18 protein-coding genes are annotated in these 20,120 nt (G+C 67.9%); 5 read left to right on the top strand and 13 right to left on the bottom strand.

What is annotated here, in order from left to right; all coding sequences use genetic code 11:
- Positions 1 to 79 precede the first annotated feature (79 nt).
- From kdsA to FOZ70_RS13350, 7 genes are all read right to left on the bottom strand, one after another.
- The gene (gene kdsA / locus FOZ70_RS13380; protein ID WP_021157688.1) at positions 80 to 934 is read right to left on the bottom strand and encodes a 3-deoxy-8-phosphooctulonate synthase; all 855 of its coding nucleotides are present in this window, start codon (positions 932 to 934) and stop codon (positions 80 to 82) included.
- Positions 931 to 2,589 (bottom strand): CTP synthase, encoded by a 1,659-nt coding sequence (locus FOZ70_RS13375; RefSeq protein ID WP_021157687.1) that lies wholly within the window; start codon positions 2,587 to 2,589, stop codon positions 931 to 933. Before FOZ70_RS13375 ends, kdsA begins: the two co-directional genes overlap by 4 nt.
- 182 nt (positions 2,590 to 2,771) lie before the next feature.
- The gene (locus FOZ70_RS13370) at positions 2,772 to 3,617 is read right to left on the bottom strand and encodes an alpha/beta hydrolase (protein WP_059489145.1); all 846 of its coding nucleotides are present in this window, start codon (positions 3,615 to 3,617) and stop codon (positions 2,772 to 2,774) included.
- A 49-nt stretch (positions 3,618 to 3,666) separates the two neighbouring features.
- Complete coding sequence (locus FOZ70_RS13365) at positions 3,667 to 6,159, bottom strand: DNA internalization-related competence protein ComEC/Rec2 (protein ID WP_059621472.1); 2,493 nt, start codon at positions 6,157 to 6,159, stop codon at positions 3,667 to 3,669.
- Positions 6,160 to 6,216: 57 nt separating this feature from the next.
- A complete protein-coding gene (locus FOZ70_RS13360; protein WP_048024070.1) occupies positions 6,217 to 7,005 on the bottom strand; it encodes a TatD family hydrolase in 789 nt (262 codons plus the stop codon).
- Between the two features lie 63 nt (positions 7,006 to 7,068).
- Positions 7,069 to 7,764, bottom strand: a complete 696-nt coding sequence (gene lolD / locus FOZ70_RS13355; protein WP_219706070.1) for a lipoprotein-releasing ABC transporter ATP-binding protein LolD — start codon at positions 7,762 to 7,764, stop codon at positions 7,069 to 7,071.
- Positions 7,765 to 7,819: 55 nt separating this feature from the next.
- On the bottom strand, positions 7,820 to 9,073 hold the full coding sequence (locus tag FOZ70_RS13350) for a lipoprotein-releasing ABC transporter permease subunit (RefSeq protein ID WP_021157682.1): 1,254 nt from the start codon (positions 9,071 to 9,073) through the stop codon (positions 7,820 to 7,822).
- Between the two features lie 162 nt (positions 9,074 to 9,235).
- Here FOZ70_RS13350 and FOZ70_RS13345 point away from each other — a divergent pair, with 162 nt between their 5' ends.
- The 5 genes from FOZ70_RS13345 (at position 9,236) to FOZ70_RS13325 (ending at position 15,975) form a co-directional block, all read left to right on the top strand.
- Positions 9,236 to 10,300 carry a regulator gene (locus FOZ70_RS13345; RefSeq protein WP_155630061.1) on the top strand — a complete coding sequence of 355 codons (1,065 nt, stop codon included), beginning with the start codon at positions 9,236 to 9,238 and terminating at the stop codon, positions 10,298 to 10,300.
- 17 nt (positions 10,301 to 10,317) lie between these two features.
- Positions 10,318 to 12,015, top strand: coding sequence for a single-stranded-DNA-specific exonuclease RecJ (gene recJ, locus FOZ70_RS13340; RefSeq protein WP_021157680.1), 1,698 nt, complete (start codon positions 10,318 to 10,320; stop codon positions 12,013 to 12,015).
- 152 nt (positions 12,016 to 12,167) lie between these two features.
- Positions 12,168 to 13,272 (top strand): peptide chain release factor 2 gene (gene prfB, locus FOZ70_RS13335; protein WP_099318679.1). Its coding sequence is split into 2 segments (ribosomal slippage): positions 12,168 to 12,248 and positions 12,250 to 13,272, totalling 1,104 coding nucleotides; the frame shifts between segments, so codons are not numbered across the junction.
- A gap of 84 nt (positions 13,273 to 13,356) precedes the next feature.
- Positions 13,357 to 14,883 carry a lysine--tRNA ligase gene (lysS, locus tag FOZ70_RS13330; protein WP_021157678.1) on the top strand — a complete coding sequence of 509 codons (1,527 nt, stop codon included), beginning with the start codon at positions 13,357 to 13,359 and terminating at the stop codon, positions 14,881 to 14,883.
- A 348-nt stretch (positions 14,884 to 15,231) separates the two neighbouring features.
- A complete protein-coding gene (locus FOZ70_RS13325; protein WP_021157677.1) occupies positions 15,232 to 15,975 on the top strand; it encodes a glycine zipper 2TM domain-containing protein in 744 nt (247 codons plus the stop codon).
- 139 nt (positions 15,976 to 16,114) lie between these two features.
- On the opposite strand, the gene iscX is transcribed toward FOZ70_RS13325, so the two are convergent.
- The 6 genes from iscX to iscU form a co-directional block, all read right to left on the bottom strand.
- Positions 16,115 to 16,324 carry a Fe-S cluster assembly protein IscX gene (gene iscX / locus FOZ70_RS13320; protein ID WP_021157676.1) on the bottom strand — a complete coding sequence of 70 codons (210 nt, stop codon included), beginning with the start codon at positions 16,322 to 16,324 and terminating at the stop codon, positions 16,115 to 16,117.
- 19 nt (positions 16,325 to 16,343) lie between these two features.
- Positions 16,344 to 16,685 (bottom strand): ISC system 2Fe-2S type ferredoxin, encoded by a 342-nt coding sequence (gene fdx / locus FOZ70_RS13315; RefSeq protein WP_011352558.1) that lies wholly within the window; start codon positions 16,683 to 16,685, stop codon positions 16,344 to 16,346.
- A gap of 88 nt (positions 16,686 to 16,773) precedes the next feature.
- Positions 16,774 to 18,642, bottom strand: coding sequence for a Fe-S protein assembly chaperone HscA (gene hscA / locus FOZ70_RS13310; protein ID WP_021157675.1), 1,869 nt, complete (start codon positions 18,640 to 18,642; stop codon positions 16,774 to 16,776).
- A gap of 54 nt (positions 18,643 to 18,696) precedes the next feature.
- Complete coding sequence (gene hscB / locus FOZ70_RS13305; protein ID WP_042973645.1) at positions 18,697 to 19,224, bottom strand: Fe-S protein assembly co-chaperone HscB; 528 nt, start codon at positions 19,222 to 19,224, stop codon at positions 18,697 to 18,699.
- Positions 19,225 to 19,318: 94 nt separating this feature from the next.
- On the bottom strand, positions 19,319 to 19,642 hold the full coding sequence (gene iscA / locus FOZ70_RS13300) for an iron-sulfur cluster assembly protein IscA (protein WP_012492710.1): 324 nt from the start codon (positions 19,640 to 19,642) through the stop codon (positions 19,319 to 19,321).
- A gap of 65 nt (positions 19,643 to 19,707) precedes the next feature.
- Complete coding sequence (iscU, locus tag FOZ70_RS13295; protein ID WP_006481982.1) at positions 19,708 to 20,115, bottom strand: Fe-S cluster assembly scaffold IscU; 408 nt, start codon at positions 20,113 to 20,115, stop codon at positions 19,708 to 19,710.
- Positions 20,116 to 20,120 lie beyond the last annotated feature (5 nt).

Here is a 20,120-nt window from a genome sequence, read left to right as displayed (position 1 = left end):
TCTTCAAACTGCGACGGCGCACGCGCCTGAACCGCTTTCGCTACTGACGCGCGAAACCGTCGCAAGGTTCATTCGATCTTTAATTGAAATCGTTTTCCAGAAACGGATGGCGCTTCACCGCCTGGTCGAGCGTGACGAGGGTCTCCAGCAGCGCGCTCATCCGGTTCAGCGGTACCGCGTTCGGGCCGTCCGATTTTGCCTCGGCCGGATTCGGGTGCGTTTCCATGAAGAGGCCCGCGACGCCCGTCGCGACTGCCGCACGGGCAAGCACCGGCACGAATTCGCGCTGGCCGCCCGAGCTCGTGCCCTGCCCGCCCGGCAACTGCACCGAGTGGGTCGCGTCGAACACGACCGGGGCGCTCGTCTCGCGCATGATCGCGAGCGAACGCATGTCCGACACGAGATTGTTGTAGCCGAACGAGACACCGCGCTCGCACGCCATGAAGCGGTCTTCCGACAGCCCCGCTTCACGTGCGGCGTCGCGCGCCTTGTCGATCACGTTCTTCATGTCGTGCGGCGCGAGGAACTGGCCCTTCTTGATGTTGACGGGCTTGCCCGAGCGCGCGCACGCCTGGATGAAATCGGTCTGGCGGCACAGGAACGCGGGCGTCTGCAGCACGTCGACGACCGACGCGACCTGCTCGATCTCGTCGATCGAATGCACGTCGGTCAGCACCGGCAGGCCGAGCTGGCGCTTCACCTCGGACAGGATCCGCAGGCCCTCGTCCATTCCGAGGCCACGAAACGACTTGCCCGAGCTGCGGTTCGCCTTGTCGTAGGACGACTTGTAGATGAACGGAACGTTCAGCTTCGCGCAGATTTCCTTCAGGCGGCCTGCCGTGTCGATCGTCATTTGCTCCGATTCAACGACGCAGGTACCCGCGATCAGGAAGAAAGGCTTGTCGAGACCGACCTCGAAATCGCACAGCTTCATGCTTGCACTCCGCGCGCTTGCTTGTTGGCGAGCGCGGCTTCGACGAACGACTTGAAGAGGGGGTGACCGTCACGCGGCGTGGACGTGAATTCCGGGTGGAACTGGACGCCGACGAACCACGGGTGCATCGAACGCGGCAGCTCCATCATTTCCGGCAGATCCTCGCTCGGGGTACGGGCGCTGATGATAAGGCCGCCGGCTTCGAGCTGGGGCACGAAGCGGTTATTGACTTCATAACGGTGGCGATGGCGTTCGTTCACGTCCTTGCCATAGATTTCTTCGGCCATCGTGCCCGGCTTGATCGGGCAGCGCTGCGAACCGAGGCGCATCGTGCCGCCGAGGTCGGATTCCTCGGTGCGCGTCTCGACCTTGCCGTCGCGGTCATACCACTCGGTGATCAGCGCGACCACGCGCTCCGGCGTGTCCGGCTCGAATTCCGTGCTGTTCGCCTGCTTCAGGCCGACGACGTCGCGTGCGAATTCGATCACCGCGAGCTGCATGCCGAGGCAGATGCCGAGATACGGCACCTTGGCTTCACGCGCATAGCGGATCGCCGCGATCTTGCCTTCCGTGCCGCGACGGCCGAAACCGCCCGGCACCAGCACGGCGTCGAGGTGCTTCAGGCTGTCGACACCGTTCGACTCGATCTCTTCCGAGTCGATGTATTCGATGTTGACCTTGGTCGACGTATGCAGCGATGCGTGGCGCAGCGCCTCGATCAGCGACTTGTACGACTCGGTCAGGTCGACGTACTTGCCGACCATGCCGATCGTCACTTCGTGCTTCGGGTTCTCGAGCTTCTCGACGAGCTCCGACCACATGCTCAGGTCGGCGTCCTTCGGCGACAGCTTCAGTTCCTCGCAGATGATCCGGTCGAGGCCCTGGTCGTGCAGCATCTGCGGAATCTTGTAGATGCTGTCGGCGTCCCACACCGAGATCACGGCGTCTTCCGGCACGTTCGAGAACATCGAGATCTTCTTCGATTCGTCGTCCGGAATGCGGCGGTCCGCACGGCACAGCAGCACGTGCGGCAGGATGCCGATCTCACGCAGCTTCTGCACGCTGTGCTGGGTCGGCTTCGTCTTCAGCTCGCCGGCGGTCGCGACGTACGGCACCAGCGTCAGGTGCACGAAGCACGCGCTGTTGCGGCCGAGGCGCAGGCTCATCTGGCGCGCGGCTTCAAGGAACGGCAGCGATTCGATATCGCCGACCGTGCCGCCGATCTCGACGATCGCGACATCCGGCTCGCCGCAGGTGGCCGATGCCGCCCCGCGCTCGATGAACGCCTGGATTTCGTTCGTGATGTGCGGAATCACCTGCACGGTCTTGCCGAGATAGTCGCCGCGGCGCTCCTTGCGGATCACCGATTCGTAGATCTGGCCGGTCGTGAAGTTGTTGGCCTTGCGCATCTTCGTGCTGATGAAGCGCTCATAGTGGCCGAGGTCGAGGTCGGTCTCCGCTCCGTCTTCCGTCACGAACACTTCGCCGTGCTGGAACGGGCTCATCGTGCCGGGGTCGACGTTGATGTAGGGATCGAGTTTGAGGAGGGTGACTTTCAGACCGCGCGATTCTAGGATCGCGGCGAGGGAGGCGGCGGCAATACCCTTGCCGAGGGAAGAAACTACGCCGCCGGTGACGAAAACATATTTGGTCATCGCTGAATGCTCGCGGGAAAAACGGATTATACCGTAAAGCCCGCCCTTCTCTCAGCAATTGACTCGATGATCGCGCCCTTTCGCGCCGCCCCGCACCAGCCGTGGGCGCCGGGGCGAAGCCCCCACCGCCGGCCGGCGCAGCCGCACGCACTGGCGGCGCGGCCCGGTCACCCTGCCCGGGGTCAGGCGCGCTTCGCGAGCGGGGCGCCGCCCTGCGACATGTCGCCCTCGGCCGCCTTCAGCGAATTCAGCATCCGCTGCAATGCGCGGGCCGTCTCGAGCGGCCGCTCCATCGGGAACAGGTGGCTGCCTTCCAGCCATTCGACGCGGCCGCGCGCCGCGCGGCGCGTCGCATCGAGCCCGACCTGGCGCACCTCGCGCGAACGCGTGCCGGCGAGAAAACCGAGCGGCACCGGCGCGCCGTGCGCGAGCCTCGGGCCGAGCGTGTGCGGCAGCGTCCGGTAGATCAGGTATTCGACCTGCCGGTCGAACGCGAGCGCCCGCTCGCCGTCGGCCCCGGCCTGCGGGATCCCGTAGTCGATATAGTCGGCGAGCATCCGCTCGTCCCAGCGCGCGAACGCGGGCTTCTCGCGGAAGTGCCGCCACACTTCGTCGCGGCTCGTCCAGCGCGTGCGCCGGTTACGCGTCGCGGCGGCCGGCGACAGCCGCTCGTCGAGCCCCGCCCACTGGCTCGCACGCAATGCGCCGGCGCGCCAACCCGCGATGATCGGCGAATCGATCATCACGACGCCGCGCACCCATTGAGGCTTCTTCAGCGCAGCCATCAGCGACAGGTAGCCGCCGAGCGAATGGCCGACGAGCCAGACGGGACGCTCGTAGCGGCTGCCGATGTCGTCGAGCAGTTGCTCGACGAGATGCGGCCAGTCGCGCGTCACCGGGTAGCGTCGGTCGTGGCCGATCCGTTCGATGTAGCGCAGCTCGTAGTCGTCGGCCAGTTCGGCGAAGATCGTGCGGTACGTCGACGCCGGAAAGCCGTTCGCATGCGAGAAATGGAGGATGTCCTTCAAACGCCGATGTCTCCCTTGTCGACCGGAATTGACGCGGCCCTTGCCGCGATCACCGATCCATCCAGTATCGCCGCCGGACGTCGCGATGACGCTCGAAGGCAAACCCGCCGTCGGCCGGCGCGACGTCGAACCGCACGGCGCCGTCGCGATCGGTGCGCGGCAGCGGAATCCCGCGCGCCTCGTAACGTGCGAGAACCGCCCGGTGCGGATGCCCGAAACGATTGCGATAGCCTACAGGAAATACCGCGACGCGCGGCCCGACCGAATCGAGGAAAGGCTCGACCGACGACGTGCGGCTGCCGTGGTGCGGAACGACCAGGATCTGCGCGGCCAGCATGTCGCGCGCAGTGCCCACGAGTTGGCGTTCGACGGGCGCTTCGATGTCGCCCGTCAGCAGCGCGGACGTCCCGCCCGCGTCGATGCGCAGCACGCAGGACTGCCCGTTCGACGAACCCGCGCCCGGACCGCCCGATGGCCAGAGCATCGTGAACACCACGCCGTCCCAGGTCCAGCGCTGCCCGGCCGCGCACGGCAGCCGGTCGGCAACGCCGGCGGCCGTCGCATCGCGCCACAGCCCGCTCGTCGGCGGAATGCCCGCCAGCAGCTGGCGCACGTCGGCAGCCGCATAGACGGCCGGTGCGCCGCCCGCGTGATCGGCGTGCGCGTGACTGAGCACGAGCGAATCGACCACCGCGATGCCTCGCGAGCGCAATGCCGGCGCGACGATCCGCGCACCGGCATGCGTCGACTCCGCGCCCGGTCCCGCGTCGAACAGCAAGGTCCGTCGGGCGGTCTCCACCAGCACCGACGCGCCCTGCCCGACGTCGAGCACGGTCAGCCGGAAACCGCCCGGCGGCGGCGCATCGGCTGCCGGCGCGACGAGCGGCAGCCACGTGAGCGGCGCAGCCCAGCGCAGCGGCCAGCCGCGCGGCATCAGCGCCCATGCGACGCCCACGCAGGCCAGCGCCAGCACCGGCCAGTCGGGCATGCGCAACCAGAACACGCCGGCCGGCCAGTCGGCGAGGTATCCCAATAACGTCATCATCGGTTCGAGCGCCGCGTGCGCAAGCCGGAACGCATAGGCGTCGAACGGCGCCGGCAGCGCGATGCCGGCCAGCACGACCGGCGTCACGACCGAGCTGACCCAGGGAATCGCGAACGCATTGCCGAACGGGCCCGACAGCGATATCTGCGCAAACCAGGCGGCCGTCAGTGGCGCGAGGCCGATCGTCACCGCGTACTGCACGCGCGTGGCCTCGGCGATGCGACGCCCGGCGCGTGCACCCCACGCGCGCAACCGGCTGGACAAGCCGGCCGGGCCGTCGCCTTCGTCACCGTCATCGCCTTCCGCATCGGCCTCGCGCGCGGCGCGCCAGCCGGCAACCGCCAGCAGGATCACGGCAACCGCACCGAACGACAACCAGAACCCGGCCGACAGCACCGCCCACGGATCGGCGAGCAGGACACCGCCGAGCGCCGCGCACAGCACCGCCGACGTTGGGACGCTGCGTCCGGCCAGATACGCGATGCCGCCGCCCGCGATCATCCACCACGCGCGCTGCGCCGGCACGTTGAAGCCGGCGAGCGCCGCATAACCGGCCGCGGCCACCAAGGCGGCGAGCGCGGCCGCGTACGGCGCCGGCAACACGAGCGGCGCGGCCCGCGCGCGCCACCGCAGACGGCGCCAGACCATCGATACGAGCCCGCCCGCGATCGCGCCGACGAGCCCGACATGCAGGCCGGAGATCGCGACGAGGTGGCTGGTGCCCGTGTTGCGCAGCACGCGCCAGTCGTCGTCGCCGATGCCCGACTGGTCGCCGATCGCGAGCGCGGCGACGATGCCGCGATGGCCGGCGTCGCCGCCAAGCGTCTCGCCGATACGCGAGCGCAGCACGTCGCGCAGCCGATCGATCGATGCACGCCATCCCGACGCGCGCGCATCGAGTAATACCGCCCGCCGGGGCGCGCTGACGTAACCGACGGCGCGAATGCCCGCGGCAAGCCAGGCCGCCTCGCTGTCGCGCACGCCGGGATTGGATTCCGCATGCGGGCGCTTCAGGCGCACGACGAAACGCCAGCGCTGCGCGGCGCGCAGATCGGGCAGCGCGTCGCGCGTCGCGGCCGCGTCATACGCGCGCCACGACAGACGGATCAACGGCGGGAAACGGGCCAGCCCCGCATCGTTCGACTCGACCGCGAACAGCAGCCGCGCACCGGTGTCGTCGACTACGGGCAGCCCCCGGATCACACCGGTGACGACGATGTCGCGCCCTTCCCACTCGACGGGCAGGCTGTCGCCCAGCCGCCATTCGGCCCGTGCGGCCGCGTAGCCGAATCCGGCGACGCAGGCCGCGAGCACGCAAAGCATCCATCCGAGCGCGACGGTCATGCGCATACGCCGGCGGCGCAAGCACCATGCGCCCAGGATCACGCAGCCCGCGAGCACGGCCGCACCGATCGTCCATGCGAACGCACCCGGCAGCGTCGCCTGCCGCTGCAGTACGACCACGCCGAGCGCGAACGCGATCCACCACACGCGCATCGCCCCTCCTCGTCGATCCGGCGCCGCCATTGCGAATACGGCGCCTTCCGGCAACGATTATGCGGACGAAAGGGCGAGTCGCGGCAGCGCGGCGAGCGCGTTAGCCGAAGTGCATAGGGAGAGCGCGCCGGTGTCGATCCCGCGCAGTTCGGCGAGCACGTCGCCGATGCGCGGCACCTGGTCGGGCGTGTTGCGGGATTTGTATGCCCATTCGGGCGCGATGTCGGGCGCGTCCGTCTCGACGACGATCGCATCGAGCGGCAACTGCGCCGCGAGCCGGCGGATCTGCAGCGCCCGCGTGAACGTCACGTTGCCGCCGAAGCCGAGATGCAGCCCATGCGCGAGATACGCTTCGGCCTGCTGAAAACTGCCGTTGAACGCATGCGCGATGCCGCGCCGCACGCCGAAGCGGCGCAGCCCGGCCAGTACGCGGTCCTGCGATTTGCGCACGTGACACAGCACGGGCAGGTCGAATTCGCGCGCCAGCTTCAGCTGCCCCTGGTAGAAGAACTGCTGCCGCGCGTCGTCGAGCCCCGGCACGAAATAGTCGAGTCCGATCTCGCCGATCGCGACGAAGCGCGGATCGTCGAGGCTCGCCTCGATTTCCATGCGCAACAGGTCGAGATCCTCGTCGCGTGCGCGCGGCGTGTACATCGGATGGATGCCGAGCGCATAGACCGCGCCCGGCGTGCGTTGCGCAAGCTCGCGCACCGTCGTGAAGTTGTCGCGCCCGACGCTCGGGATCACGATGCGCGACACGCCGGCCGCGTGCGCCGCCTGTACGACCGCATCGCGGTCGGCGTCGAACTCGGCGGCATCGAGATGGCAGTGCGTATCGATCCACATGGCGATGTTCCAGCACGCTGGCGCCGCGCCGGGACGAACCCGGCACCGGCCAGCGGCGTTCACTTACACCGGCAACGCCGGCTCCTCGTGCAGCACGCCGTCGCGCAGCCGCATGATGCGGTCGCAGCGCGCGGCGAGATCGGGATCGTGCGTGACGATCACGAAGCTCGTTTCGAGCGTTTCCGACAATTCGAGCATCAGGTTGAACACCGTATCGGCCGTCGTGCCGTCGAGGTTGCCGGTCGGCTCGTCGGCAAGCACGCACGCGGGCTTCGTGACCAGCGCGCGCGCGATCGCGACGCGCTGCCGCTCACCACCCGACAGCTCGCCCGGCCGATGCTTCGCCCGCGGCCCGAGACCGACGCACTCGAGCATCGCCTGGGCCTCGGCACGCGCGGCCTCGGTCGTCATCCGGCGGATGCGCAGCGGCATCGCGACGTTGTCGAGCGCGGTGAACTCGGGCAGCAGGTGATGGAACTGGTAGACGAAACCGAGCGCACGGTTGCGCAATTCGTTGCGCTCGCGCTCGGCGAGTTGCGTGAACGGCTTGCCGAGCAGCGACACCTCGCCCGCGCTCGGCTCGTCGAGCCCGCCCAGCACGTGCAGCAGCGTGCTCTTGCCGGAGCCCGACGCGCCGACGACCGCAAGCTTCTCGCCGCGCCGCACCGTCAGCTCGGTATTGTCGAGCACCTGCACGTTGAAGCCGCCCTGCACGAACGCCTTCGTGATTCCGCGCGCCTGAAGCACGTATTCCTGCATACCTGCCGAATCCTGTCTGTTGTGTTGTCGTGAATCCGCGAATGCGGTCGCGCGATCATTCATAGCGAAGGGCCTCCGCCGGCTTCACCTTCGCGCCGCGCCAGCTCGGATAGAGCGTCGCGACAGCCGACAGCGCGAACGCGATCAGCCCGATCCGGATCACGTCGCTCGCGACGAGTTCGGACGGCAGCTCGCTGATGAAGTACACGGACGGCGGCAGGAACTGCACACCGAACAGGTGCTCGATCATCGGGATCAGCCACGGGATGCTCCATGCGATCAGGCAGCCGAGCGCGACGCCCGACGCCGTGCCGACGAAGCCGATCGTCACGCCCTGCACGACGAAGATCTTCATGATCGACCCCGGCTGCGCGCCGAGCGTGCGCAGGATCGCGATGTCGGCCTGCTTGTTGGTCACCGTCATCACGAGCGACGACACGAGGTTGAACGCGGCCACCGCGATGATCAGCGTGAGGATGATGAACATCATCCGCTTCTCGATCTGCACGGCCGAGAACCACGTCTTGTTCTGTTGGGTCCAGTCGCGGATGTACAGGCTGCCCGACAGCGTATGCGACAGCTCGACCGCCACGTCCGGCGCCTTCTGCATGTCCTTCAGCCGCAGCCGCACACCGGTCGGCGCGGCCATCCGGAACAGCGCCTCGGCATCGCGGATGTTGATCATCGCGAGCGTGCTGTCGTATTCGTAGTGCCCGGACTCGAACACGCCGACGACCGTGAACTGCTTCAGCCGCGGCATCATGCCGGCCGGCGTGATCGAACCCTCCGGCGCGACGAGCGTCACCTTGTCGCCGACCGTCACGCCGAGGTTGCCGGCAAGCGCATCGCCGAGCACGATGCCGAACTGGCCCGGCACGAGCGCGGCGAGCTGGCCGGCCTTCATGTCCTTGCCGATGTCCGACACCTGCGGCTCGAGCGTCGGCTCGACACCGCGCAGCATCACGCCGCTCACCGCGTCCTGGCGAGTGAGCAGCGCCTGCGCGTCGACGTATGGCGCCGCGCCGATCACCGACGGATTGCGGCGCGCTTCCTGCGCGGTCAGCTGCCAGTCGGGCATCGAGCCCGTCGGCGAGAACACCTCGACGTGCGCGAGCACCGACAGCATGCGGTCGCGCACTTCCTTCTGGAAGCCGTTCATCACCGACAGCACGACGATCAGCGCCGCGACACCGAGCGCGATCCCGAGCATCGACACGAGCGCGATGAAGGAAATGAAGCCGTTACCGGTCGTGCGTTTGCCGGCGCGCGTGTAGCGCCAGCCGATCTGCCATTCGTACGGAAGTTTCAAGCGAATCCTTTCTGCTGGTTACGGCGGGGAGGCGCCCCGCGGCCGGACCGCCGCCCGGTGGCGGACACCGGCCCGGGCACGGTCGAAAAACGGCCGCCGGACGCGAACGGGCCGTCAGCCGGCCCGATCACGCGCGCAGTTTGCCATACAATGCGCACCATCATGCACGACCGACGCCTCCATTTTCTCGTTCCGTTCGCGCTGCCGTCGGCGGCCGATGCGGCCTCGTCCCTGCACACGCTGGACAGCCCCGCGCTCGAAAAGTTGCTCGCCCGCGCGAGCCTCGTCGAGCGCGTGGCCGGCGAGGACTTCCAGCGCACGCTGCCGCACGAGCGCTGGCTGGCCCGCCAGTTCGGCGCGACCCAGGGCAACGCCGCCGACGAGGCACCGCTCGCGCCCTACATGCTGCTGGCGGACGGCGGCGATCCGGGCACCCGGGCCTGGGCCTGCGTCGAGCCCGTGCACGTCGAAATCGCGCACGATCACCTGGTGCTCGTCGATCCGGCGGCCCTTGCGCTCGACGACGGCGACGCGGCCGCGCTGCTCGCGGTCGCCCGGCCGCTGATCGAGGAGCTCGGCGTACGGCTCGAAGCGCCGAACCCGTCACGCTGGTACCTGTCGAGCGAGCAGCTCGCCCGGCTCGCCGGCGCCGCGCCGCTGCGCGCGAGCGGCCGCAACATCGAGATCTGGCTGCCGCACGAGGCGCATACGGGCGAACGCTCGCGGATGTGGATGAAGCTGCAGAACGAAGTGCAGATGGCCTGGTTCCAGCACCCGGTCAACGAAGCGCGCGAAGCGCGCGGGCTGCCGGCCGTCAACTCGATCTGGTTCCATGCGCAGGGCACGCTGAAACCGGTCGGCCAGCCGTTCGCGCGCGTGCTGTCCGCATCGCCCGCGGCGCTCGGCCTTGCGCGTGCCGCGCGGATCGACGCCTCGGGCGTGCCCGCCGCATTCGGCGCACTGCCCGCTGCCGACGGCGCGACGCTCGTCGAACTGCCGGCGCTGACCACCCCGTTCATCGAGCAGGACTGGGCGCGCTGGCACGACGGACTCGCCGCGCTCGAGCGCGACTGGTTCGCGCCGGCCCTCGCCGCGCTGCGGAACGGCGAACTGGCGGGCGTCGATTTCACGCTGTGCGGCGACACGAGTTCCGTGACGCTGCGTGCGACGCGCTCAGACCTGCGCAAGTTCTGGCGCCGCCGCGCGCTGGCCTCCCTGTTCGAATAACAACAAGCACACCCCGTATGACCCGGATCGTTACCCGCCCCGTCGCGCCCGCCGACGCCGAAGCGCTCGCGCGCCACGGCCTGCATCCCGTGCTCGCGCGCCTGTACGCGTCGCGCGGCGTGCAGTCCCCCGCCGACATCGAGACCGCGCTCGCGCGGCTCGTCCCGCCCACCGAGCTGAAAGGCTGCGCCGACGCGGCGTCGCTGCTCGCCGACGCGATCGCCGACAAGCGGCGCCTGCTCGTCGTCGCCGACTACGACTGCGACGGCGCGACCGCTTGCGCGGTCGCGGTGCGCGGCCTGCGGATGTTCGGCGCGCAGATCGACTACCTGGTGCCGAACCGCTTCGAATACGGCTACGGCCTCACGCCCGAGATCGTCGAACTCGCCGCCGCGCGCAAGCCCGACCTGCTGATCACCGTCGACAACGGGATCGCGAGCGTCGCGGGCGTCGAGGCCGCGAACGCACGCGGCATCGACGTGCTCGTGACCGATCACCACCTGCCCGGCGACGCACTGCCCGCCGCACGCGCGATCGTCAACCCGAACCAGCCGGGCTGCGCGTTCCCGAGCAAGCACCTCGCCGGCGTCGGCGTGATGTTCTACGTGCTGCTCGCGCTGCGCGCCGAGCTGCGCCGCCGCGGCGCCTTTGCAAGCAAGGAAGCCGAGCCGCGCCTCGACGGCCTGCTCGACCTCGTCGCGCTCGGCACCGTCGCCGACGTCGTGCGGCTCGACGGCAACAACCGCGTGCTCGTCGCGCAGGGGCTGCAGCGCATCCGCAACGGCCGCATGCAACCGGGCGTCGCCGCGCTGTTCCGCGCCGCCGCGCGCGAGGCGCGCACGGCATCGGGCTTCGACCTCGGTTTCGGCCTCGGCCCGCGCCTGAACGCCGCCGGGCGGCTCTCCGACATGTCGCTCGGCATCGAGTGCCTGATCACCGACGACATCGGCCGCGCCTGGGACCTGGCGCAGCAGCTCGACGTGATGAACCGCGAGCGTCGCGAGATCGAGGCCGGCATGCAGCAGCAGGCGCTCGCCGATCTCGCCGACGTCGACCCGGCCGACGCGTGCACGATCACCCTCTTCAACCCCGAGTGGCACCAGGGCGTGATCGGCATCGTCGCCGGCCGGCTCAAGGAAAAATTCCACCGCCCGTCGTTCACGTTTGCGCACGCGGACGACGAAGGCAAGCGGGTCAAGGGTTCGGGCCGGTCGATCCCGGGCTTCCACCTGCGCGACGCACTCGACCTCGTGTCGAAACGGGAACCGGACCTGATCGTCGCGTTCGGCGGCCACGCGATGGCGGCCGGCCTCACGCTCGACACCGAGAACGTGCCGCGCTTCGCCGCCGCGTTCGAGGCGGTCGCGCGCGAATGGCTGTCCGACGACGCGCTCGCCCGCGTGATCGAGACCGACGGCGAACTCGAGGACGCCTACTTCACGCCGCAGTTCGTCGGGCTGCTCGACGAGGCCGTCTGGGGACAAGGTTTTCCGGCCCCGCTTTTCTCGGGCGAATTCGACGTCGTGTCCCAGTCGCTCGTGAAGGAAAAGCACCTGAAACTGCAGCTTGCACGCGGCCGCCAACGCTTCAACGCGATCTGGTTCAACCACACGGAGCCCCTGCCGGAAAGCGCGCTGGTCGCGTACCGGCTCGTCGCCGACACGTGGAACGGCGTCACGCGCGTCCAGCTGATCGTCGAACACGCGGCCGGCTGAGCGCGGGCCGCCCGGCCCGCGGCGCCCGCCGATGCATGCGCGCCGCGCCGGACAGGGCCGCGGTGCGCGTGCGAGCACCGTTTGCGTCACCGGGCAACCCTGCCGATCGGCTATAATTCCGCTTTTTTACGAAGCAAGAATAGCGAGCGATCATGGAAGCGGAACGTCTCAACGCGATCGAAAGCTCCCTGCTCGACCTGCGCAATCGCGCGGGCGAGCTCCGGGGGTATCTTTGACTACGACGCCAAAGCTGCGCGTCTGACCGAAGTCAACAAGGAACTCGAAGACCCGAACGTCTGGAACGATTCGAAGAACGCCCAGGCGCTCGGTCGCGAGAAGAAGCTGCTCGAAGGCGTCGTCACGACGCTCACCGCGCTTGATGGCGACCTGCGCGACGCGCTCGACCTGTTCGAGCTGGCCCGCGAGGAAGGCGACGAAGACACCCTCATCGCGTCGGAAGAAGACGCCGCGAAGCTCGAGGCACGCGTCGGCGACATCGAGTTCCGCCGGATGTTCTCGAACCCGGCCGACCCGAACAACTGCTTCATCGACATTCAGGCCGGCGCCGGCGGTACCGAGGCGTGCGACTGGGCATCGATGCTGCTGCGCCAGTACCTGCGCTACTGCGAGCGCAAGGGCTTCAAGGCCGAAGTGCTCGAAGAGTCCGACGGCGACGTCGCCGGCATCAAGAACGCGACGGTCAAGGTCTCGGGCGAATACGCATACGGCTTCCTGCGCACCGAAACGGGCATCCACCGCCTCGTGCGCAAGTCGCCGTTCGATTCGTCGGGCGGCCGCCACACGTCGTTCTCGTCGGTGTTCGTCTATCCGGAAATCGACGACTCGATCGAGGTCGAGATCAACCCGGCCGACCTGCGCATCGACACGTACCGCGCATCGGGCGCGGGCGGCCAGCACATCAACAAGACCGACTCCGCGGTGCGGATCACGCACATGCCGACCGGTATCGTCGTGCAGTGCCAGAACGACCGCTCGCAGCACCGCAACCGCGCCGAAGCGATGGCAATGCTGAAGTCGCGCCTGTACGAAGTCGAGATGCGCAAGCGCCAGGCCGAACAGGACAAGCTCGAATCGAGCAAGACCGATGTGGGCTGGGGCCATCAGATCCGCTCGTACGTGCTCGACCAGAGCCGCGTGAAGGACCTGCGCACGAACGTCGAAATGAGCAACACGAGAGCCGTCCTCGACGGTGACCTCGACGACTTCATCAGCGCGAGCCTCAAACAGGGCGTGTAAGCGCCGCGGCGCGGCCTGGCCAGGCCGCGCCCCCTTGCCCTTCCCCCGTTTGCGTTGCCGCACCCACTCCGAATTCCGACCATCATGACCGAACCGACCCAAACGCAGCCCGCCGTCACCGCGGACGAAAACCAGATCATCGCGGAGCGCCGCGAGAAGCTGCGCGCCCTGCGCGAGCAAGGCGTCGCCTACCCGAACGATTTCCGGCCCGAGCACCACGCAGCCGACCTGCAGGCGAAATTCGCCGACTCGGACAAGGCCGCGCTCGAAGCGAACCCGGTCGAGGTGTCGGTGGCCGGCCGCATGATGCTCAAGCGCGTGATGGGCAAGGCGAGCTTCGCGACGGTGCAGGACGGGTCGGGCCAGATTCAGTTCTTCGTAACGCCGAACGACGTCGGCGCGGAAACCTACGACGCATTCAAGAAGTGGGACCTCGGCGACATCGTCGCCGCGCGTGGCGTGCTGTTCCGCACCAACAAGGGTGAGCTGTCGGTCCAGTGCAAGGAGCTGCGCCTGCTGTCGAAGGCGCTGCGCCCGCTGCCGGACAAGTTCCACGGCCTGTCCGACCAGGAAATGCGCTACCGCCAGCGCTACGTCGACCTGATCGTCACGCCGGAAACGCGCGACACGTTCCGCGCCCGCACGAAGACGATCGCGTCGATCCGCAAGTTCATGGACAACGCCGAGTTCATGGAAGTCGAAACGCCGATGCTGCACCCGATCCCGGGCGGCGCAGCGGCGAAGCCGTTCGTCACGCATCACAATGCGCTCGACATGCAGATGTTCCTGCGCATCGCGCCGGAACTGTACCTGAAGCGCCTGATCGTCGGCGGCTTCGAACGCGTGTTCGAGATCAACCGTAACTTCCGGAACGAAGGCGTGTCGCCGCGTCACAACCCGGAATTCACGATGATGGAGTTCTACGCCGCGTACACCGACTACCGCTGGCTGATGGACTTCACCGAGCAACTGATCCGCCAGGCGGCAATCGATGCGCTCGGCACCGCGACGATCCAGTACCAGGGCCGCGAGCTCGACCTCGCGAAACCGTTCCATCGCCTGACGATCACGCAGGCGATCCAGAAGTACGCACCGGACTACACCGACGGCCAGCTGTCGGACGACGCGTTCCTGCGCACCGAACTGAAGCGCTTCGGCGTCGACGTGTCGCAGCCGGCGTTCCTGAACGCGGGTACCGGCGCACTGCAGCTCGCGCTGTTCGAGGAAACGGCCGAAGCGCAGCTGTGGGAGCCGACCTTCATCATCGATTACCCGGTCGAAGTGTCGCCGCTCGCACGCGCATCGGATACGGTGCCGGGCATCACCGAGCGTTTCGAGCTGTTCATGACCGGCCGCGAAATCGCGAACGGCTTCTCGGAGCTGAACGATCCGGAAGACCAGGCCGCACGCTTCAAGAAGCAGGTCGAGCAGAAGGACGCAGGTGACGAGGAAGCGATGTTCTTCGACGCCGACTACATCCGCGCGCTCGAATACGGGATGCCTCCGACCGGCGGCTGCGGGATCGGCATCGACCGTCTCGTGATGCTGCTGACCGACAGCCCGACGATCCGCGACGTGCTGCTGTTCCCGCACCTGCGCCGCGAAGACTGATCGCCGCGCCCGCGTGTGCGCCGCGCCCTGCGGCGCGCACGCGTCAGCTTTGTAACGACGCGTAAATCCCTTCAGACGGCGTTCGCCGGCTCTCGATCCTCCCCTGTTTTATTCCCCCGTCGCGACGGCCTTCTCCGGGTTTTCCCTGCCATGGTCGCCAGCGCCCCGCTGCAATTCGTTACACCTTGATACGGCGCGCCGCTTGCCGGTGGACGACACTCCGTTTGCGTCACCACGCATGACCACGGGCCCAGAACGAAGCGCAGGAACGCCAAGTCTGCTCGAGCCCGCAGCGTGGGATCAGGCCCGGCGCCGCAGTGCCGATCCGGATCGACATCGGAGAAAAAAATGGACAACCAGAATCAGACCACGCCGCAAAAGCAACGCCTTCACCCGCTTATCGCCACCGCCGCCGGCGCCGTCATCGTCGCCAGCCTCGCGGCGACGGCTGCGATCACGGGCATCTTCCCGAAGGCCAGCAGCAGCAACGCACAGAACGGCCAGACCCAGGCCGCGCTGATCGCATCGCAGCCGGCCGTCGATACGGCCGCGGCCGCCAGCGCCGCGCTGGCCGCGCAAGCCCAGCAGCAGGCAGCCGAACAGGCCGCCGCGCAGCAGAAGGCGGCCGAACAGAAGGCTGCCATCGCGCAGGCCGAGCCGAAGCCCGCGCCGCGCCCGGCTGCACCGCACCGCCGTCATACAACGGCACCGCAGCCGCCGCAATACGCGCAGCAGCCGTCGGCGCCGGCCCAGACCTACTGCCAGAGCTGCGGCACGGTCGTCGCGATCACGCAGACGCGCACGCCGGGCCAGAGCTCGGGGATCGGCGCCGTGGGCGGAGCCGCCGCCGGCGGCCTGCTCGGCAACCAGTTCGGCCACGGTAACGGCCGCACCGCGATGACGATCATCGGCGCGCTGGGCGGTGGTCTCGCCGGCAACCAGGTCGAAAAGCAGGTGCGCGCGGAAACCGACTATCAGGTGCAAGTGCAGATGGAGAGCGGCGCGACGCGCACGTTCACGTACCACAACCCGCCGCCTTTCGGCCAGGGCCAGCGCGTGCGGATCGAGAACGGCACGCTGGTCGGCGCGTGATCGCCTGATCGCATCGGTGCCCCCTGCCCGCGTGTCGTGCGCGGGCAAGCGGCCTGAAAACGAAAACGGCTCGTGAGCGATTGCTCACGAGCCGTTTTTTCATGACCGGCCGTCTGCGCCGTTGCGGCGCACGCGGTGTTCAGTCTTCGTCGTCGAAATCCGATTCGTCGATCCAGTGGGCCTGGATCGCTTCGAGGATCTTCTCGCCCGAATGCTTGGGATCGTCGTCGAAACCGTCGAGTTCGAGCACCCACTGGCGCAGGTCGACGAAGTTGATCCGCTGCGGGTCGATGTCGGGGTGCTTGTCCGCCAGCGCAATGGCTATTTCACGCGAATCGGTCCATTTCATCGCCTGCCTCCGGTTCCTGTCAGTGATTTTCCTTCGCGTGGTTGATCGAGTACTTCGGAATCTCGACCACCAGGTCCGAATCTTCCTTCACGATCGCCTGGCACGACAGGCGCGACGTCGGCTCGAGGCCCCACGCCTTGTCCAGCAGATCGTCCTCGTCCTCCTCGGACGGTGTCAGATCGTTGAAGCCTTCGCGGATCACCACGTGGCAGGTCGTGCACGCGCACGACTTCTCGCATGCATGCTCGATCTCGATCCCGTGTTCGAGCAGGTTGTCGCAGATACTCTTGCCGGGCGTCGCGTCGATCACCGCGCCGTCCGGGCACAGTTCGACGTGAGGCAGCACCACCAGTTGAGGCATGTCCGTTCCGTCAGTCAGGGTGCGGCGCCAGGCGCCGCACGGTTCAATATCGCGCGGGCCGTTACCGGCCGATGCGCAGTTCGTGAGTTCAGATCTCGTCGAGCCGGCGGCCCGACAACGCGCGCTTGATGCTCTTGTCCATCCGGCGCGCCGCGAATTCGTCGGTGCCGTCGGCCAGCGCCTTGGTCGCGGTTTCGATCGCGTCCGTGTCGTCGCCCTGCGCGATCGTGCGCAGCGCCGCGGCCAACGCATCGACCTGCGCGCGCTCGTCCGTGTCGAGCAGCTCGCCGTCGGCCGCCAGCGCAGCCTGCGTCGCCTCGAGCATCCGCTCGGCCTCGACCTGCGCTTCGCGCAGCGCGCGGGCGCGCATGTCGATTTCGGCAGTCTTGAAACTGTCCTCGAGCATCTTCGCGATGTCGTCGTCGGCGAGACCGTACGACGGCTTCACGACGACCGACGCCTCGACGCCCGAATGCTGCTCACGCGCGAACACCGACAGCAGCCCGTCCGCATCGACCTGGTAGGTCACGCGAATGCGCGCCGCACCGGCCGTCATCGGCGGAATGCCGCGCAGCTCGAAGCGCGCGAGCGAGCGGCAGTCGGCGACGAGCTCGCGCTCGCCCTGCACGACGTGGATCGCCATCGCGGTCTGGCCGTCCTTGAAGGTCGTGAATTCCTGTGCGCGCGCGATCGGAATCGTCGAGTTGCGCGGGATGATCTTCTCGACGAGGCCGCCCATCGTCTCGACACCGAGCGACAGCGGAATCACGTCGAGCAGCAGCCAGTCGTCGCCGGTGCCGCGATTGCCTGCGAGCAGGTCGGCCTGGATCGCCGCACCGAGCGCGACGACCTGGTCCGGATCGAGGTTCACGAGCGGCGGCTGGCCGAAATACTTCGCGACCGCGTCGCGGATCACCGGCATGCGCGTCGCGCCGCCGACGAGCACGACGCCCTTGATGTCGGCCGGCGTGACCTGCGCGTCGCGCAGCGCCTTGCGGGTCGGCGTGAGCGTGCGCTGCACGAGCGGCTCGACGAGCGACGCGAACGTATCGTGCGAGATCGTCTGCACGAGATGCGCACCGCCCGACAGCGTGACGTCGAGCGACGCCTGCGGCGCGGACGACAGCGCTTCCTTCAGCACGCGCACACGGTCGAGCAGCAGGCGCACGTCCTCGGGCGCGAGCGTCTTCGCATCGATGCCGGCCTGCGCGAGCACGTGACCGAACAGCGCGTGGTCGAAATCGTCGCCGCCGAGCGCGGAATCGCCGCCCGCGGCCAGCACTTCGAACACACCTTTCGTCAGCTTCAGGATCGACAGGTCGAACGTGCCGCCGCCGAGGTCATACACCGCGTAGAGGCCTTCGGCCCCGTTGTCGAGGCCATAGGCAATCGCCGCGGCGGTCGGTTCGTTCAGCAGGCGCAACACGTTGAGGCCCGCGAGGCGCGCGGCGTCCTTGGTCGCCTGGCGCTGTGCGTCGTCGAAATACGCGGGCACCGTGATCACCGCGCCGACGAGGTCGTCGCCAAGCGAATCTTCCGCGCGATAGCGCAGCGTCGCGAGAATCTCGGCCGACACTTCGACCGGGCTCTTCACGCCGTCGACGGTGCGGATCTGCACCATGCCCGGCGCGTCGACGAATTCGTACGGCGCGTTCGCCGCGCCTTCGACCTCGGCCTTGCCGCGGCCCATGAAGCGCTTGACCGACACGATCGTGTTACGCGGATCGGTCGCGGCCTGCTCCTTCGCTTCGTGGCCGATACGCCGGCCGCCCTTCTCGAGATAGCGGACCACCGACGGCAGCAGCACACGGCCCGCTTCGTCCGGCAGCACCTCCGGCACGCTGTTACGCACGGCCGCGACGAGCGAATTCGTCGTGCCGAGATCGATCCCGACGGCGAGTCGCCGCTGATGCGGCGCCGGCGCCATGCCCGGTTCGGAAATTTGCAGTAAAGCCATCTTGGTTCGTTCGGGCGCTCGGCCCGTTTGCTGCGCGTGCCGCGAGGCACGCGGTTAAGTTTCGAGGCGTTCGATCTGCGCGCCCACTTCCGACGCGACCCGTTCGATGAACATCAGCTGGCGCACGGCCTCGGCGGCCGCCTGATCCGCGCCGCTGTCGAGCAGCGTGCCGAGACGCTCCACACGCACGCGCCGCTCTTCGCGCAACTCGGCGAGCAGCGCGTCGAGCGCGTCGACATTGCGGGCGGCCGCGGCATCCTCGATGCCCTCGCGCCACTCCATCTGCTGCATCAGGAACGCGGGCTCCATCGCGGTGTTGTTTTCCGCACCGATGTCGACACCACGCAGGGACAGCAGATACGACGCGCGCTTCAGCGGATCGCGCAGCGTGCGGTACGCCTCGTTCGCGCGGGTTGCCCATTGCATCGCGATGCGTTTCTGCGCATCGCCGGCCGCCGCGAAGCGGTCCGGATGCACCTGCGTCTGCACCGTCCGATAGGCGGCGTCGAGCGCCGTCTCGTCGAGCGCGAATTGCGCCGGCAGGTGAAACAGGTCGAAGTGGCTGTCTTTCAGCGAGACCATCGTCGCGTTCAATTCCGGTTCGTCGCACGGCAAACGCCGCACATTAAAAAGGCGGCCCGTGCCGCCTCTTGCCCGCATCGCGCGGAGATCCGCGTCACACGCGGAACGATTCGCCGCAACCGCACTCGTCCTTCACGTTCGGGTTGTTGAACTTGAACCCTTCGTTCAGGCCTTCGCGGGCGAAGTCGAGCTCGGTGCCGTCGATGTACGCAAGACTCTTCGGATCGACGATCACCTTCACGCCATGGCTCTCGAACACCTGATCCTCGGGAGCCAGCTCGTCGACATACTCGAGCTTGTACGCGAGCCCCGAGCACCCGGTCGTGCGAACGCCAAGCCGCAGGCCCATACCCTTGCCGCGACGGACGAGGTATTTCTGGACGTGCTGTGCTGCTTTTTCGGTCAGTGTAATTGCCATGATGTCCTTGCCGCGGCGCGCCACCGGGGCCCGCCGCGTTTCCTTCTCTAGCCGCTCGATGCCGCTCAGGCTGCTGCCTGATCGCCTTCCTTGGTGTCGTGGCGCTTCTTGTAGTCGGCCACGGCTGCCTTGATTGCGTCTTCCGCGAGGATCGAGCAGTGAATCTTCACCGGCGGCAGCGCGAGTTCTTCGGCGATCTGCGTGTTCTTGATCGACAGTGCTTCGTCGAGCGTCTTGCCCTTCACCCACTCGGTGACGAGCGAGCTCGACGCGATCGCCGAACCGCAACCATACGTCTTGAACTTCGCGTCTTCGATCACGCCGTCCGCGCCGACGCGGATCTGCAGCTTCATCACGTCGCCGCAGGCCGGCGCGCCGACCATGCCCGTGCCGACCGTGTCGTCGTCCTTCGCGAACGAACCGACGTTGCGCGGGTTTTCGTAGTGATCCAGAACCTTGTTGCTGTAAGACATGACTC

Origin of the sequence: Burkholderia sp. COPS (genome assembly GCF_019425585.1) — a bacterium.
Taxonomy (GTDB): Bacteria; Pseudomonadota; Gammaproteobacteria; order Burkholderiales; family Burkholderiaceae; genus Burkholderia; species Burkholderia cepacia.
Note: the sequence above shows the minus strand (reverse complement) of the source record. Positions and strands in the feature narration are given on the sequence as shown.

Coding starts and splice junctions, on each gene's coding strand:
- kdsA (WP_021157688.1), bottom strand. CDS start 934: ATGAAGCTGTGCGATTTCGAGGTCGGTCTCGACAAGCCTTTCTTCCTG.
- FOZ70_RS13375 (WP_021157687.1), bottom strand. CDS start 2,589: ATGACCAAATATGTTTTCGTCACCGGCGGCGTAGTTTCTTCCCTCGGC.
- FOZ70_RS13365 (WP_059621472.1), bottom strand. CDS start 6,159: ATGCGCGTGTGGTGGATCGCGTTCGCGCTCGGCGTGGTCGTACTGCAG.
- FOZ70_RS13360 (WP_048024070.1), bottom strand. CDS start 7,005: ATGTGGATCGATACGCACTGCCATCTCGATGCCGCCGAGTTCGACGCC.
- lolD (WP_219706070.1), bottom strand. CDS start 7,764: ATGCAGGAATACGTGCTTCAGGCGCGCGGAATCACGAAGGCGTTCGTG.
- FOZ70_RS13345 (WP_155630061.1), top strand. CDS start 9,236: ATGCACGACCGACGCCTCCATTTTCTCGTTCCGTTCGCGCTGCCGTCG.
- recJ (WP_021157680.1), top strand. CDS start 10,318: ATGACCCGGATCGTTACCCGCCCCGTCGCGCCCGCCGACGCCGAAGCG.
- lysS (WP_021157678.1), top strand. CDS start 13,357: ATGACCGAACCGACCCAAACGCAGCCCGCCGTCACCGCGGACGAAAAC.
- FOZ70_RS13325 (WP_021157677.1), top strand. CDS start 15,232: ATGGACAACCAGAATCAGACCACGCCGCAAAAGCAACGCCTTCACCCG.
- iscX (WP_021157676.1), bottom strand. CDS start 16,324: ATGAAATGGACCGATTCGCGTGAAATAGCCATTGCGCTGGCGGACAAG.
- fdx (WP_011352558.1), bottom strand. CDS start 16,685: ATGCCTCAACTGGTGGTGCTGCCTCACGTCGAACTGTGCCCGGACGGC.
- hscA (WP_021157675.1), bottom strand. CDS start 18,642: ATGGCTTTACTGCAAATTTCCGAACCGGGCATGGCGCCGGCGCCGCAT.
- hscB (WP_042973645.1), bottom strand. CDS start 19,224: ATGGTCTCGCTGAAAGACAGCCACTTCGACCTGTTTCACCTGCCGGCG.
- iscA (WP_012492710.1), bottom strand. CDS start 19,642: ATGGCAATTACACTGACCGAAAAAGCAGCACAGCACGTCCAGAAATAC.
- iscU (WP_006481982.1), bottom strand. CDS start 20,115: ATGTCTTACAGCAACAAGGTTCTGGATCACTACGAAAACCCGCGCAAC.